Origin of the sequence: Dyadobacter chenhuakuii, from assembly GCF_023821985.2 — a bacterium.
Taxonomy (GTDB): domain Bacteria; phylum Bacteroidota; class Bacteroidia; order Cytophagales; family Spirosomataceae; genus Dyadobacter; species Dyadobacter chenhuakuii.
In genome coordinates this window covers 3,422,670-3,437,862 of sequence record NZ_CP098805.1, presented here as the reverse complement: position 1 = coordinate 3,437,862, position 15,193 = coordinate 3,422,670, and the positions used below count along the sequence as shown (strand labels likewise).

Genomic DNA, 15,193 nt, shown 5'->3' with positions numbered 1-15,193 from the left:
TTTTTGCCGGTTATGGCTTTTGGTCATTGCGATTAAGGCTATTCAACCAGAACGTTGTTTAGAAAAACATTAGACGGGTTTTCCGTTCTGGACGAAGTCACGCCTTTTGCGCTTATAGTCTTTTTCTGCTCGCTTTGATGGGCCATAACATCAACTTTTTTGTCTTCCAGTACAACGACCTTTGTGCCGCTTATTCTGTTGTTGACAAATCTGTATCCGGAATTCTTTCTGCCAAGATTAATAGCCAGGCTAGAGCTTTTGATATCGCAGTCTTCGAATGTAATGTTTGATGATCCTAACCCAAACTTTGCCAAAATTTCCCCGGAACTGTTATTGCTGAATTTACACTTCAAGAATTTAACATTAGTAACCTGCCTTGCTTGTCTTTTGGCATCAATCTCTGCTTCAATGTCAACTCCAGTTCCCGTAGCAGCGTACAAGCAATTTCCAGTTCTTGTTATCGATGTACTGATCACGTCAATTTTATCGCCACCTATAATGGCTAACCCGGTTCTTGCATTGAAGTTGAGGTCGCATTGGATAAGTTTCACATTTTTTTGGCCTGCCTCCGTGTGAGAGTTGGCTATCTGAATCCCGTCCAATCCAAATCGCTTGGCAGTAACGTTCCTGACAACAATGTTGCCCGAATGTGTAATCATCACTCCATAATGAGCGAGTTGGATACCACAATCACCATATCCGCCACCAATGTTAATCTTCTCAGGATCAAAGATTGTATTCTTTTTATCCATGCACTTCATGTTGAAAGTATTCATGTTATTCAGGTTCTCAGCATAAAAATTACCGTCCAGAACCAAGTTCTCGATCTTAACATTGCTGCTGCTTGCCACTACAATGCACCTTCCCAGATCAGCCCTTTTTGCGGAAGTCGCTCCTGGTTTAGGTGTGCATTCTACTGAGATGTTGGAGCTTGAGCCGTCCTCGGGATTAAATGAGCCAAACCGGAAGCCCGTATCATATTTCAGCTTGGTTCCAGGTTGGCCCTTTATTGTAACGTTCTTTGCATTAAGAATTTGAATAACATCTGCACCACGATAGTAGTAATCGCGATTGCTCAATTTTATCTGTTTGCCTACAATGTAATTTCCAGCTGGTATGAGCAGTTCGCAATTTCCTTTCCGGCTATTAATAAACTCCGATGCTGCCTGGAATGCGGCATGATCATTAATGGTATCATTAGGGATCGCACCAAAGTCCTTTTGAATGTTCAGTTTGATGATCGCCTTTTTGACTCTGCTCGAGTGTTTGGTTGAATCGTAGGATAAAACTTTGCGTTGGGAATGCGCCTGGGAATAAAATAAATGAAGGCAGATAATGGTTGCCCAGAATGTTGTTAGTTTCATAAGCGGAGTAATTGATTAATGCTGGTCGGACAACAACCATGCCTAATGGAATCTGCCCGTCAAAAAATCTCGTTTATTTTGACATCATCCGGTGCTTGTATAGCCGGTAATAATTCCCGGCCGTCGAGCGGATATGGTAATGTTGCGTGAAAGTGGCTACACCATTTTTAGCTATTTCTAGCTTGTTTCCTGATAGATGAAAGGCCATGATCGCTTCCAGGTAAGCTTCTTCGGTGACTTCCTTGCTAAGAAATCCATTTACATTATCTGTGATCATTTCGGTGATTCCACCAACCGCAGTGCAGATTGGGATACAACCGCGCGATAGCGCTTCAATGAGAGAAATCGGCATGCCTTCATAGTGACTTGACAGACAAAAAGCATCCGCAATGGAGAGATAATCCACAATGTTATCCTTTGCGCCAATCAATTCTATGTAAGGGTCATCCTTAACAAGTTCCTGCAACTTTTCGACGATATCTCCTTCCCTCAAATCACCGATGATCAATAGTCTGCATTTCTTATCAGCGACTTGTTTATTAAATCTTTGAACTGATCTAATAAGCATGGCTTGGTTCTTTACTTCAACCACACGGCCGACATTCAAAAACAGATATTCGTTTTCTCTTAAAGCATATTTTGTTTTAAGACCAGGCAATGCTGATGTTGGTAACAATTCGGGACGACCATTTACAATCGTAACGTCATTATTAAGGCCATAATACTCTTTAAAAGTGGCTTTGCCATCCTGTGAAATGGTAATGGGCGTAACCCGGTCATTTTGATAGTAACGCTTCCTGACTTGCTTCAAGATGTTATTTGGACATTCCTGAGCAGCTCTACTGTGAACGGTATGAAAATAAAACGTGCTGGAAGGAAGCTTAAAAAAAACATTTAGGTTGACATATTCGAACGCATTAATATGCGTATTTACCACATCAGGCTTTAACTTATTGATCCACCGAGTGATTTTTGATAAGGTTTTAGCATCAAATCCTGGCTTTTTCCCAAAAGAAATATAGTTGACCTGCTTATGCAATTCTGATACAAACGAGTCTGAGTCAGAATTATCTTTCAATGAGACCAGGTAAACATTTGTTGATTCGATATTTGCAAGCTCATTGCAGAGATCAATAACAAACCGCTCTGCTCCCCCTCTACTTAACGATGGAATAATGTGTACGATCTTCATTATCAGTTTCAATATTTTTTGATTTATGCGGAATCTGCATTCTAAATAGTGTTAATCCTGCATAAACAAGTAAAAAGTAATTCAAGGAAAATAATCCTGGCCGTTGAAAGAAAACCAGAGCCAGGAGCACCATGGATATCAGGCTGAATATCAAATACTGACGCCACGGATGGAAGTATGCAAAGAGAAATGCCAGGTATACCAGTATTATAATGCCTCGTTCGAGTACAAAAACTCTGTAAGACAAAGTAGATCCTCCATATTCTTTCAGCATATAGTCTTTGCCCTTGCCTGTGTAAAAATCAGCATTATCTCCCTTGGCAAAGCCTTGGTACATGGAATCAAAACCTCTGATCCGGGTATCTCTGTTGTTTACTATCCCAACTATCCAATCGTCTTTCCACTCAAAACGGTGATAGACCTTTAATGCCAGGATCGGGTCATCTTTTGTGCTCCTTGCAATGAATACAAATGCAACATATGAAATGAAGATGAAGACAAACGAGAAAGTCAGTCGCAGCATCAATTGTTTCGTTGAGAGCAACCTGGTATTTGAAAAGTAAAGGACAGGCAAAAAGACAATTAAAAAGAATAACGAAAACGATAGAATTCCTGTAATGATTAGTATCCAGTACTCAAATCCAGTCAGCATTCGCCTGTAATAATAGAGAATGAGCGGGATAATTGTGCCCACAACACCTGGTTCATCAAACACCGAGCTAAACCGATTTTCTACACCTGCCCGCGACCAATAGAAAAGTAAATAGTTATCGTATAGCCGGCCTTTACCCAGCTCACCGCGCTGAATTGAAAACAAAGGCGGAATACCGAAAATATTGATCAGCAGGAAAATGGGAATCCCGATTATCATTAAAAAGAGAAACACCTTGATATACCACCGTGCAACCTTATATTTCTCTTCGTCATTCAGCAGGATGAAAGTTAAGACCGGAAAAACGCCTGAATACAGAAGCTGAAAGGATATAATCAGTGAATCTTCATTGTAATACGCCCACCACATTGGAAGGAAAAGTGCTGCAAGGATATAGTTTCTGTAATTATTTTTGAATAGCAGAAACAGAAATGCATACAAATTCAAAAACTTCAAGCCATAAACACCCACTTTAACAAACAACATTGAACTATATACCGGGTACGAATCAACGAAAGCGATCAACACCAGGTTGATGCATATCAGATTACGGATATCAATTTTGAGATCCTTTTTGACGGTGATACTTGGCAGGGAAATTGTCATAAGTTGTACATCAACAAGGATTTATCCAAGAAGAATAGCTTTCAGTTCCTCAGGGGTTTTAACGCAATCAAACCCCCAAATGTAGTTGGTCAGTTTGTATTGATCGTCAGTTATTTGATCTTGGAAAACATTAAAAGCATCATATAGCATCTGGTTATCCCGGTCTTTCGTAGCCGTTACGTCCGGCATGTAGTGCTTTTTTACGAGCGACTCCCCGCTTTTTGACACTGCCACAAATGCTACATTCTGCTTGAACAAATAGTTGGGTTTATTTAAATAGATGCTGTATCCTACGTGTGTGCCGGTGCTATTCGAAATCACCATATCGGAAAGCATGATGATTGATTTTAGCCTATTCAGAAAATACAGGTCGTCGCGGTGCCCAGCAGTCGTGAGCTTGTAACCCATTTTGTTGTATGCTTCATGATCTCCGTTCTGTACATCTTTCCAATACATGCAGACCAACACCGTATCAAATCCAACTTTCCTCTTTTCTATTTCATTGCAAAATTCGTCCTGATCGTATTCGGACGATACGGAACCGATGGAGTGGCTGGGAAAAACCAATAACACCCGACCAAGCTGTTTTTTCAAATTGTCCAATTCATTTTCGCTAAGCAAACTCTCCGCGTAATGAATATAAGGCCCGATTGAAATCGAAGTTTTTTTTGCTTTCTCAGTTATATATTTTTCGCGATAGCTGCTATATGAGAGCGTTATTTTGGCGAGCTTCACCGAATCCGCTCTGACCACGCTTCCAATGACAATGCCGTGCTCCAGGTATATTTCATGCAAAGGGAGTCTGGCGTCATCAATTTTGATATTGCTGTATTCAAGTAAGCGGCACAGAATGCCATAATAATTGCAGTCGTCAAAATAAAATAAGGGATAATACGGCAAAGGGGTGCTCAACTTTTTCAGGTCAAAGATGTCAGTCGACCGTCTGGATTCAACCAGCGCTGGAAAATCAGTAGATTTTGACCTTTTGAAATGGCAATACATTTTGCGAAAAAGTCTACTTCTCTCCGCCCGCTTGACAACTTCTCTCTTTAAGGTATTAATCATAGTATGTTTTTTTAAGCTGCTTTAACTATCTCGCAAAAATCACGCGGAAGTTAAGCCATGGCATTGGGTAGACTTTGGCGCTGAGAATCATGACTATCGCAGTGTTGAGTACGCTGATCGCAAAGTTCGAATAAGCTGCCCCGATTGGTCCGACGCTTTTAACTAAATAGTACGATAATGCTACTTGCAGGGATGAACATACAAATGTTACTATTGCAAGGGATCCAGACCTTTTTACAAAAAAAATGAAACTCGCATACATGAGGTAGACCCCTTGAAAGGCTTGGGAAAAAAGGGCCCAACCTACATACATTTTAGCATCCGCATATTTTGCTGACAAATAATTGTCAATTGCAAAATTCGAAGCAATTGATGCAATGAATGTTAATCCTAATAACGCGACAATGTATAAATAGGTGAACCTGACCAACTTTTGTTTCTTCGATTCTAAAATACTTTCATCCGAAATGGATAAGCTTTTATAAACAAAGGGTGCATATGCGTTGTTAAATGCAAGGGTCAGAAATGAAATAAGCAAGCCAAACTGAAATCCTGCGGCATAAATACCACTTGCAGAAACTCCTGCCAGCTTAGACACGATGAGTCTGTCAGATCCAGCCCTTGCCCAGATGCTTAATGCATGAGGCACCAGCGGGAGGCAAAATCCCAATATTTCCTTGATATAGGATTTGTTGTAAAAGGCGTTGAGATAGCCCCGTTTCCATAATAAAAAGATACTGATAAAACCGTATATCACAGAGCTGGTGCCGATGCCAATGAGCCTTCCGCGCCATCCCATATTGAACATGGTAATCAGAATCAGTGATATAACAACATCGCAAATCGTTTGGGAAATCTGGTAGCCACCAAAAGCAAGTGGCCGTTCTTCCAATCTCCAAATAATAAGGCTTATCGAGCTGAGAACCTGAGAAAGGCCAATGGCCAGTCCACTCACAACGAAGATTTGAGTTACAGAAAGAAACTCTTCTATCTGCTTATTGAACAAGAAAATAACTAGCCCGCAAGTTGTAAGTGTTGTCGTTATCACGAAGAATATATTAAAAATATATTTCCCGATTTCTGCCTTATCCAGTTTATAAAAATTGACTGAGATAATGCTCTGAACACTTAGCCCAATGAATATTGCCAGGAAATTGACATAAACATTATAGTTGGCGACAATGCCGTAATCAGCTGGAAGCAGATAGTGCGTGAGTAATGGAAGAAGTAGAAAAGGAACTGCTTTGTTGACGGCGTCAGTGAGTACATACAATAAGCTATTTTTAACAAGCGGATGCTTTTGAATACTACCAATCCTTTGTTTCAAGCTTAATATCACCTTTTTCTAATGTGCTGTTTTGTTGTTATGAGCCAGTTCTCTAGGCCATTTTGTCCATCGACATCCTGGATCCTCTTTTGATATCCTCCTTTACAGGTTTTCCTATAATGTCTTTTAGATGTTTCGGGTGAAGTCCGAAGCCGGGACGAATGGACCGCACGTTCGCCGTTGTCACATTTTCTCCCGCAGCAATGTCCTGAACTACATATAGAGACCGCGAAAAATCTTTCCCTTTTGCCTGCTTTTCGGTCAACTGATAATCCACTTTGCCAACGGCCTGTTCGGCTTCACGGACAGATTTTACCATTTCGGAAAATTCAGCTTCGTTCATCGAAAAGGAAGCATCCGGGCCACCGATCGATCTATCCAGAATGAAATGCTTTTCAATGATTTTGGCGCCAAGAACGGTTGCAACAATTGGAACTGTGCTGCCAATGGTGTGGTCGGAAAGTCCGCTTATAACATTGAAACGTTCGCGGAAGTCCTTGATCATTGTCATATTTGCTTCCGCAATTGGCGCTGGATAGCTTGATGTGCATTTTAACAAGGCGATCTGATCATTGCCTTGTCTTCTGCAAGCATCCAATGCAAGTTCAATATCCTCCTCCGTGGCAATCCCGGTAGAAATAATCACAGGCTTACCCTTGGATGCAACCAGTTCAATAAGCGGGATATCTGTGATTTCGAACGAAGCGATTTTGTAAGCTGGTACATTAAGATTTTCCAGAAATTCGACAGCCGTTGGATCGAAGGGGGAGGAAAAACAAATCAGACCTTCTTCTTCCGCAACCCGGAATAGTTCGGCGTGCCATTCCCAAGGCGTGTAAGCCTCCTGGTACAAATCATGAAGATACTGACCGTCCCAGATCGTTCCGCCAATGCGGAAGTCGTCCATGCGCGAATCAATCGTGATGGTATCCGCCGTGTAAGTTTGTAGCTTTATGCAATCAGCTCCCGCACGTTTTGCTGCCCTGATCGTTGCTATGGCCGTTTCTAAGCTGCCGTTATGGTTTGCCGAAAGCTCAGCAATAATAAATACGGGGCTGTCCTGATTGATTTCAAATGTTCCTATTTTCATCACCGATATACATAGTGTATTTATAATTTTCGCCGTCTGTTTGTTTTACAAATCCGAAGCGTTCAAATGTTTTGCAAGATGAGATGTTTTCTCTCATAACTATCCCGGAGATCAAATTCGCCGAATGCGAGGCATTAATGAAAGACAAAATTCCTTGCTTAAGTAACGTTGCGCCAAGACCTTTGCCATGATATGCAGGATCCAACAAATAACTGATGACAGCTTCTTGCCCATCTATATCAAACCTGATGGATCCAACAGGTTTTCCCGAAAGAGACGCAATGTAAAATTTACACTTCGGATCATCCAGTTTGCGCGTCAGCCAGGCAATGTGTTCTTCAAATTTAATTTTGCCCTTACTCAGGGAATATCTCCGGACATTTTCATTAATTGCCCATTTGTAAGTCAATTCAGCATCATCGCTTGCCAGGTCCCTTATTGCAAAGTTTTTCTCGTTCAATAATTGCCTGAAAAGGTTTTGAATCCGGGTGCCCGACAACCCATCAACTAGCTGCTGGTTCTTGTCAGAACCCTGGCTGAAATATGTTTCAACCGCCTTTGTCAAATTCTCTCTAGAAAAATCTGCTGCGCTGATGAAAGCATTTGCGTCCTTATAGTTTTCAAAAACAAAGCGTTGATTTGAAACATACATTCCGGATATGATATTGGCTCCCGAGGTAAGCGCCTCCGTTAAAATCCCGCTCGAGGGAACAATGCAGAGGTCAACTTCTGACATGTATTGTGCCATATCCTCTGCACTGATATTTGAATAATGCAGCACACTTTCCTGCTCGCTCAGAATCTCATCAATTGTATTGTGATGAGCATAAGCTGCACCGGTAACGACAACTATTTTTTTGAAGCGCTTCGTGTCAAGCACTACTTCAGTTGCAAGTTTTGTTAAATTTCTGCTGTCCGATCCTCCGAAACATATCAAAACAGAATCGCTCTTACCAGGCAGCCTGCCTTTTTTTGCCAGATTTAAAAACGCCGGTCTGATCAGGGCATAATTTGGGCCTAATGCATATTGCGTATAAGGCTGTGCCGGATATTCACTCGGAGAAACGCAGGGCGTATGATTTAACACGAGGTCCGCATAGGTCGTTTTCTCATGCAGATCATCAATGCAGATCAAGCCGCAGCCGATCATTTTGATGGATTTCTGATAGTCACTTTCCAATTCGTAACTATCCAGCACGACCAAGTCGTCTGGTGACAAAATGGATATCAGGTCGTCATCATTGTCTAACCGAAGCAACTGAAAACCGTCTGTTTTTATTTCGTCAATAATGGTTTCGGGAACTTGCTTGCAGGCGAAAATGATGTCGAAGTCGTCAACTAGCATTTTCGCCAAAGCTATACATCTAACGAGATGACCTAGGCCAATACTGGGGCTTCCATCCGTTCTAATGTATAGCTTACTTTTCATATAGCAATCGAAATTTCATCTCCGCCATTAACCAGTCTGAATGTGTATCAATGTCCTGCACTTCCTCTTCTGAAAGAATTACAGGAGCGCTGTTTGAGCTAAAAAGCGAGTCGGTAACGCGCAATGGATTGTACCAATACCATTGACCGGCATCATGATAAACCGGTTTTAAATCCTGAGACCGGACATTTTTATTTTCCGGCCACACCATTTCTATCTTCCCATCATTCAATTGTAATCCGCGCCAAACGGGATACGAGAATGGTACAACCGGGAATACAGAATCGTAATTGAATGTATTGAGTAATGTTAGCCCTTCTGCCAAATGTTCTTTTCTGATCAGCGGTGCAGTAGGGTATATACAGCAAATGCTATCGAACCTCTTTGAAAAACGGGATAAATATTCTCGCTCAACCTCTTTGATCACGTCAACAGTGGAGGCGAAATCGTCCGAGTTCTTTTCAGTCCTTAAAAATGGGACCGCAGCGCCGAATTGTTTTGCAATAGCGGCAATCCCCTGATCATCCGTAGACACCATTACCTCGTCGAACAGGCCAGAAGCCAGCGCCGTCTCGATGGCATAAGCGATAATTGGTTTACCGAGAAAATCCTTAATATTTTTCTTCGGAATCCGCTTACTGCCGCCCCTTGCCGGAATGATCGCCAGGGATTTACTCATTGTAAAATTCATAAACAGACTTTATCACAAATGATTGCTCTTCGTCCGTCAGCGTAGGATACATCGGCAAGCTGATACATTTCCGATAATAGCTTTCAGCTTTCGGCATGTCACCAGCTTTCCAGCCTAAGCTTTGGTAATAAGGCATTAAGTGGCAGGGAATGTAATGGATCTGCGCGAAAATTTTCTGCTCCCGCAAATGGTTGTAAAGACTTAGACGATCGTCCGCTTCTATAATGTAAAGGTGATAAGCATGACCGGCATCCACGCCGCTTTGTCCTGAAATGAAGGATTTTCCTGAAAATGCATCATTGTATTTTTGAGCAATCAGCCTGCGTCTCGCTATTCCATCGTCTGCCCTTTTCAATTGGCTTGTTCCAAGCGCAGCCTGGAAATCGGTCAGGCGGTAATTGTAACCCAATGTCTGCATTTCCATATACCAGCCTGGGTAACTTTCGTCTCCACCAGCCAGTTCTATACTATTCACGTATAGGTCATTGGATTTTACGATGCCGTGTGTACGGAGTGCAAGAAGCTTTTGGTACAGCTCTATGCTATTTGTTGTGACCATTCCGCCTTCCCCACAAGCAATGTGCTTAACAGGGTGGAAGCTGAATATAGCAAGATCTGCAAATTTGCTGTTTCCACAAAGCTGGTCGTTGCCCTCAGAGTCTGTAAAAAAGCCTCCCGGCGCGTGGCATGCATCTTCAATAATCCACAAACCGTATTCGTCTGCAAGATTTTTTATTTCCTCCAGATTAACGGCCCTGCCAGCGAAGTCGACTGGAACTATGCCTGTGTAAGTCCCTTTTGGCGATGCTTCCAAAAGGCTTCTTACAGCATTGATATCAATTAAATAACTGGAAGGATCAATGTCTGCAAACACAATTTCGCCCCCGCAATAGCGGATACAATTCGCAGAAGCTGCGAATGTAATCGGCGTTGTTATCACCTTGTCCCCCGGACTTACATTCAGTGCGAGTGCGCATAAATGCAGTGCAGCAGTTCCATTTGCAACCGCAACAGCATATTTTGCCCCTACATACTTTGCAAATGCTGTTTCAAACTCCTGGATATTCGGACCCTGGGTCAGGTAATCGGATTTCAAAACATCCGTAACAGCCCTTAGATCTTCCTCAGTGATGTTTTGCCTTCCGTATGGTATCATACCCGAAAAAATTAAACTGTAAAATCTGAATCTACGTGCTCCTTAATCAACGCGCGCAGACTGTCAACTGTTTCCCACTCTGTATTATTTCCGGAATTATATGAAAAGCCATCAGGCACTTTCTTTGCATCGAAATGTGCAATGAAATCCGCTAAATTCCAGTTAGGAGTCTGAGGAACAATGGCATAGTACTTACCTAAATCATAAGTAAAGAATGAGTCCGAGGTTGTAATCATTTCCTCGTGGATCTTCTCGCCAGGACGTATACCGATGACGCGATGCTCACATTCGGGGCCAATGGCCTGCGCAATGTCCAGAATATTATAAGATGGGATTTTAGGGACAAAAAGTTCGCCTCCCCATGCAGTTTCCAATGCATGCAAAACCATGTCAACTCCACCTTGCAGGGAGATGTTGAAGCGGGTCATCGTTTCAACTGTTATCGGCAATACACCGGTTTTCTTTTTATTAATGAAAAAAGGAATCACGGAACCGTTAGAGCCCATTACGTTACCGTAGCGCACCACCGAAAACTTGATAGGATTACGTCCACGGATGTTATTGGCAGCAATAAAGAGCTTGTCGGACGTTAGTTTTGTGGCGCCGTAAAGGTTGATCGGAGCGGCAGCCTTATCTGTTGACAGTGCAACCACATGGCTTACCTCAGTGTCCAAGGATGCATTAATTACATTTTGCGCTCCGTTAATGTTAGTCTTAACACATTCCGAAGGATTGTATTCTGCAATAGGCACATGCTTCATAGCAGCAGCATGTATAACGAAGTCGATTCCTTTGAAAGCTCTTCTTAAACGTTCTTCATCTCTTACATCACCAATGAAAAAACGAATTTGGGGGTATTTTTCTGGTGTGTATTCCTGCGCCATCTGGAATTGCTTCTGCTCATCCCTTGAAAAGATTACTAACCTTTTCACACCCGGCCATCTTTTGAAGATCGTTTCGGTCAATGCTTTACCTAAAGAACCAGTTCCTCCTGTTATTAGTATTGATTTACCGGTCAAATCTAGCATGTTAGTTGTATTTAGTTTTAAACTTATTCTTATTGATTTATGAATTACACAAAATGTCTATGAAGCTTTTCCTTGAAGAATATGATGTAAGAGAGCGTTATAAATACGCCAAGGACGGAGAAAATGATGGCTATAAATAATCGCTTCGGACTGCTTTTGGCTAATGGCACGCGCACAGGTTCAAGCACTTTAAATACTGGTTTCTCTTCTTTTTCCCGGATTTTGAACTGTTCGAGCTTATTGGATAGATCTGAATATATGGCTTGTGAAAGCACATACTCCGCTTGCAATCGCTGTTCTTCAATTCTGGCTACGTTCAGGAACGTATTTCTGTGTGTGTCTCTATATGTTTGCAAGGCATATTCTGCGCTCTGCTGTCTTTTCTTCGCTTCCTCTACCCGTTTTTGCAGGAACTCAACTTGCTGCGTTGTTTTGGATACGGTATAATTCGTCACGTATTCAATGAGATATTTTTCGCTGGCTTCAACCAATATCGCGGCAACTACGGGGTCGGTCATTTCACTTTCAATAGTGATAATTCCGTCATTGGTCCCAACCGTAGCTTGAACGTAGCTTTTAGCTGCATTAACCATTGCTTCCTGTTGCGGCGTGAACGAAATGATCCGCTCATTGCTCGTTGCAGCCTTTTTCTCAGGTTTGTTCGGTTTATCCCTTCCAAATGACATGAGGCGGGATAGAAAGCTTTGCGAACTATCTCTTTTCATGAAACTCTCAAGCGAGGGATAGGAAACATTATCCTGGTCCGTAACCGGAACTTTTAATAAATACTGTCCGAACGGGACTGTTGAGAGGATGTTCGGATAAAGTTCCGGAACAAGCTTTCCACTCGGGTCAGAACCCGCACCCAGGGCCATGCTGAAGAAGGAACTGCTTCTGCTGGAACCTAACTCAGGCAGCAATATGGTTTGAGCGGTATATTTTTTTTGTAGCAGGAAACTGATTGCAACGCCAAGAACCGCAAAGGCAATGGCAGCAATCACCAACACTAAAAAATATCTTTTGAAGAATCCGACTACCTCAAGAAAGCTGATTTCGACGGTATCGGTTGTCTTTTCTAACTGAATATCAGGCATACTATCTTAAAGAATACGGATGAGAGCGATGGCAAGGGTAGTAAACAGGGATATAATCGCCAGTCTTTCTCCTCTCGACATTGGCTGTTCCAGTTTCGGTTCCTTCAGTGGAACGGTAACCGTAGATCCTGGCTGAACTTTAGGGTAGGATCTGAAAAACAAGAACTTACTTGTACGGTGCGTCCTACCATTTGGGTAAGATACGTAAACCCTGTTTTTACGGGCTCTTTCGGCAAATCCACCGGCCTGCGAAATGTATTCATGGAAGTTGAATCCTGGATCATAGTTTACCAGTGAAGGGTTATAAACACCTCCTTGGATCCTAACCATTTCCGATTTCTTTGGGATATAAATTGTATCTCCATCAGCCAAAAGTAAATTTGCCGGGATAGATGGCTTCTCAATGATAGCTTTTAGGTCGAGGGCAACTAACTCCCGGTTGCGGTAAAACCTCGCTCCTTCTATGTAAGCTTCCTTCCGCATGCCACCTGCCTTAGGGAACAGGTCCGATATTTTTTCGAAGTTGTTGAGAATGGTGTAAGTTCCCGGATAGGTTACCTGACCAAAAATCGTAACTGTTTTCTGCGTCTCATATCTTGGCGATTTACGCACCAGGACAATGTCGTAAGGGTAGAGCGTAAACTTCTGGTCCTGCTCATTCAATGTCAGGTTATCGGCAACGTCCAATGTGAAAATACGGACATTTTGGTCCGAAGGAAGCCCGGTTGTATCATTTTTAACCCTGCGCGAAACTTCGATACGGTAGGGGATACCGCCTTCTGTATAGCCGCCTGCCTGGAATATCAAATCCGCGATGGTGATATCTTTGTAATAATAATATTCACCCGGATTGATAACCGATCCTTTAACCGACAGGAAAGTAAATTCTTTAAGGTCCTCCACCGACTTAATGGTAAGGATATCACCAGGAAGCAAGGTTATATCCGGAATCTCATTGTTCATCAGTTTCCTCAGATCAATGGCAACAAGCCCGGTCTGTGTGTCACCGCTTGATCTTTCCAGAAGTGCGCGGTTCAGAAATGCGCGTGGACTGATCCCTTGCGAAATCGTAATCAATTCTTTAACCGTTTTGGTGCGCTCATCCAGTGGATATATGCCGGGCCTTGTTACTGCGCCGCGTACTTCAACTTGGTTAGCAACTACTTCCAGAATCCTTTTAACATTATATATATCCCCATTTTTCGGGATAAAAGTATTTACCTGAGCAGAGTCAATGCTTCCAATTATGAAGTTGTTGCCAGTGTTTCTCTGATATTGAATCAATTGTGTGAATGCCTCAGGCGTAAAGCCACCTGCATATTTCAAGATGTCTTTTACAGTTTCGCCTGCTTTGGCTTCAAAAATCCCACTTTTCTTAACTTCACCGGTGAGTTCCAGTCGGGTTTCATAAGGGCGGATCAAAATGATATCCTGGTCCTGCAAAGCAATATTATCCCTTAAATCAGCATCAATCAGAAACCGGTATAAGTCAATCTGACGGATTACTTTGTTATTTCTAATGATATCAATGTTCCGGTAAGAACCATTCCGGCCCGGGCCTCCTGAGACGTAAAGTGCATTGAAGGCAGTGGATAAAGAAGAAACAGTGTAAGTTCCGGGTCGTACAACTTCACCGGCGATCATAACCCGGATGCTGCGGACGTTACCCAGTGTAATCGTGGAATAGGTGCCGGATCCCGGGCGATTTAATGTTGAGTATGCTTGTCTTAGTCTGTTGATAATCCTTTCGCTAGCCTGTTCGATGGTCAATCCATTTACATAAACCGGCGCAAGATTCAGCATTTTAACTGTGCCTTCCGGGCTGATCTTCATGCGGAAGTTATCTACTGAATTGCCGTAGATGTCTACAACAAGCTCGTCGTCAGGACCTAGTATATAATTTCTTGGCGTAGGAATACGTAAATTCGGTTCAAATGTGGTTGAGGTTCCTCTGAAAAACGAAGAGCCAAATGTTCTGTCCAGTCTTCTCAACCGCGCTCTGCCAGCAGCAGTCGTGTCTCTTTCGTTGTTTGTTTCTTCTTCCAACTCGTCCAGATCATCCTGCTCCCGGGTTTCGTCCAGCTGGTCTCTGTTAGGGTCGTTTTTTGTGTTGTCTTTGGAAGTCTGTTCCAGGCGTTTCCGCATGGCAGAGATATCGTCCAGCGTGTAACCGCGTTGTAATGCTGCCTTTTCAATGTCCATATCCGACATTCCCGACTGCTTGGCCTGGTTATAGAATTCAACAGCCTGCGAATTGGAAACGGGCGCTCCGGTTGATGGTGTCGGGGTGGTTTGCCCCGGTACAGTGGTCGGGGTCTGTGGTACTGGATCCTGGGCTTGAGTGACTGTGCTTATCAGTAGGATAAAAAACGCTATCCGGATGGCGTTAACTGTTTTAGATAAATAATGCATGCAGTGTTAATTATATTAAATCGCGTCGGTACGCATTTCTTAATTTGATCCGGGGTGCTTGACCAAGCAAGCAGTAAAACTACGAAA

At 42.7% G+C, this 15,193-nt stretch carries 12 protein-coding genes; all 12 read right to left on the bottom strand.

Translation table 11 applies throughout. The annotated features are described in order from the left end of the window. Positions 1–38 precede the first annotated feature (38 nt). Positions 39–1,364, bottom strand: a complete 1,326-nt coding sequence (locus NFI80_RS14185; RefSeq protein WP_235162640.1) for a right-handed parallel beta-helix repeat-containing protein — start codon at positions 1,362–1,364, stop codon at positions 39–41. A 73-nt stretch (positions 1,365–1,437) separates the two neighbouring features. Beyond that, positions 1,438–2,556, bottom strand: a complete 1,119-nt coding sequence (locus NFI80_RS14180; RefSeq protein WP_235162641.1) for a glycosyltransferase — start codon at positions 2,554–2,556, stop codon at positions 1,438–1,440. After that, positions 2,522–3,814, bottom strand: coding sequence for a hypothetical protein (locus tag NFI80_RS14175; RefSeq protein WP_235162642.1), 1,293 nt, complete (start codon positions 3,812–3,814; stop codon positions 2,522–2,524). The genes NFI80_RS14180 and NFI80_RS14175 overlap by 35 nt, the downstream gene beginning before the upstream one ends. 21 nt (positions 3,815–3,835) lie before the next feature. Next, a complete protein-coding gene (locus NFI80_RS14170; protein ID WP_235162643.1) occupies positions 3,836–4,879 on the bottom strand; it encodes a hypothetical protein in 1,044 nt (347 codons plus the stop codon). A 25-nt stretch (positions 4,880–4,904) separates the two neighbouring features. After that, positions 4,905–6,206, bottom strand: a complete 1,302-nt coding sequence (locus NFI80_RS14165) for a lipopolysaccharide biosynthesis protein (protein ID WP_235162644.1) — start codon at positions 6,204–6,206, stop codon at positions 4,905–4,907. Positions 6,207–6,258: 52 nt separating this feature from the next. Continuing rightward, a complete protein-coding gene (gene pseI / locus NFI80_RS14160; protein WP_235162645.1) occupies positions 6,259–7,296 on the bottom strand; it encodes a pseudaminic acid synthase in 1,038 nt (345 codons plus the stop codon). Beyond that, positions 7,277–8,725: a UDP-2,4-diacetamido-2,4,6-trideoxy-beta-L-altropyranose hydrolase gene (gene pseG, locus NFI80_RS14155; RefSeq protein ID WP_235162646.1), complete on the bottom strand. Its 1,449-nt coding sequence runs from the start codon at positions 8,723–8,725 to the stop codon at positions 7,277–7,279. Before pseG ends, pseI begins: the two co-directional genes overlap by 20 nt. Next, positions 8,715–9,404 carry a pseudaminic acid cytidylyltransferase gene (gene pseF, locus NFI80_RS14150; RefSeq protein WP_235162647.1) on the bottom strand — a complete coding sequence of 230 codons (690 nt, stop codon included), beginning with the start codon at positions 9,402–9,404 and terminating at the stop codon, positions 8,715–8,717. Before pseF ends, pseG begins: the two co-directional genes overlap by 11 nt. Continuing rightward, positions 9,397–10,572: a UDP-4-amino-4,6-dideoxy-N-acetyl-beta-L-altrosamine transaminase gene (pseC, locus tag NFI80_RS14145; protein WP_235162648.1), complete on the bottom strand. Its 1,176-nt coding sequence runs from the start codon at positions 10,570–10,572 to the stop codon at positions 9,397–9,399. Before pseC ends, pseF begins: the two co-directional genes overlap by 8 nt. A gap of 11 nt (positions 10,573–10,583) precedes the next feature. Further along, a complete protein-coding gene (pseB, locus tag NFI80_RS14140; RefSeq protein WP_235162649.1) occupies positions 10,584–11,600 on the bottom strand; it encodes a UDP-N-acetylglucosamine 4,6-dehydratase (inverting) in 1,017 nt (338 codons plus the stop codon). Between the two features lie 44 nt (positions 11,601–11,644). Continuing rightward, a complete protein-coding gene (locus NFI80_RS14135) occupies positions 11,645–12,694 on the bottom strand; it encodes a Wzz/FepE/Etk N-terminal domain-containing protein (protein WP_255703239.1) in 1,050 nt (349 codons plus the stop codon). A 6-nt stretch (positions 12,695–12,700) separates the two neighbouring features. Beyond that, the gene (locus tag NFI80_RS14130) at positions 12,701–15,106 is read right to left on the bottom strand and encodes an SLBB domain-containing protein (protein WP_235162651.1); all 2,406 of its coding nucleotides are present in this window, start codon (positions 15,104–15,106) and stop codon (positions 12,701–12,703) included. Between the last annotated feature and the right edge of the window lie 87 nt (positions 15,107–15,193).

What these genes read in the sequence shown, in the direction of transcription:
- pseC (WP_235162648.1), bottom strand. Translation starts at nt 10,572, where the DNA reads ATGATACCATACGGAAGGCAAAACATCACTGAGGAAGATCTAAGGGCT.
- NFI80_RS14135 (WP_255703239.1), bottom strand. Translation starts at nt 12,694, where the DNA reads ATGCCTGATATTCAGTTAGAAAAGACAACCGATACCGTCGAAATCAGC.
- pseF (WP_235162647.1), bottom strand. Translation starts at nt 9,404, where the DNA reads ATGAGTAAATCCCTGGCGATCATTCCGGCAAGGGGCGGCAGTAAGCGG.
- pseG (WP_235162646.1), bottom strand. Translation starts at nt 8,725, where the DNA reads ATGAAAAGTAAGCTATACATTAGAACGGATGGAAGCCCCAGTATTGGC.
- NFI80_RS14175 (WP_235162642.1), bottom strand. Translation starts at nt 3,814, where the DNA reads ATGACAATTTCCCTGCCAAGTATCACCGTCAAAAAGGATCTCAAAATT.
- pseB (WP_235162649.1), bottom strand. Translation starts at nt 11,600, where the DNA reads ATGCTAGATTTGACCGGTAAATCAATACTAATAACAGGAGGAACTGGT.
- NFI80_RS14180 (WP_235162641.1), bottom strand. Translation starts at nt 2,556, where the DNA reads ATGAAGATCGTACACATTATTCCATCGTTAAGTAGAGGGGGAGCAGAG.
- NFI80_RS14170 (WP_235162643.1), bottom strand. Translation starts at nt 4,879, where the DNA reads ATGATTAATACCTTAAAGAGAGAAGTTGTCAAGCGGGCGGAGAGAAGT.
- pseI (WP_235162645.1), bottom strand. Translation starts at nt 7,296, where the DNA reads ATGAAAATAGGAACATTTGAAATCAATCAGGACAGCCCCGTATTTATT.
- NFI80_RS14185 (WP_235162640.1), bottom strand. Translation starts at nt 1,364, where the DNA reads ATGAAACTAACAACATTCTGGGCAACCATTATCTGCCTTCATTTATTT.
- NFI80_RS14130 (WP_235162651.1), bottom strand. Translation starts at nt 15,106, where the DNA reads ATGCATTATTTATCTAAAACAGTTAACGCCATCCGGATAGCGTTTTTT.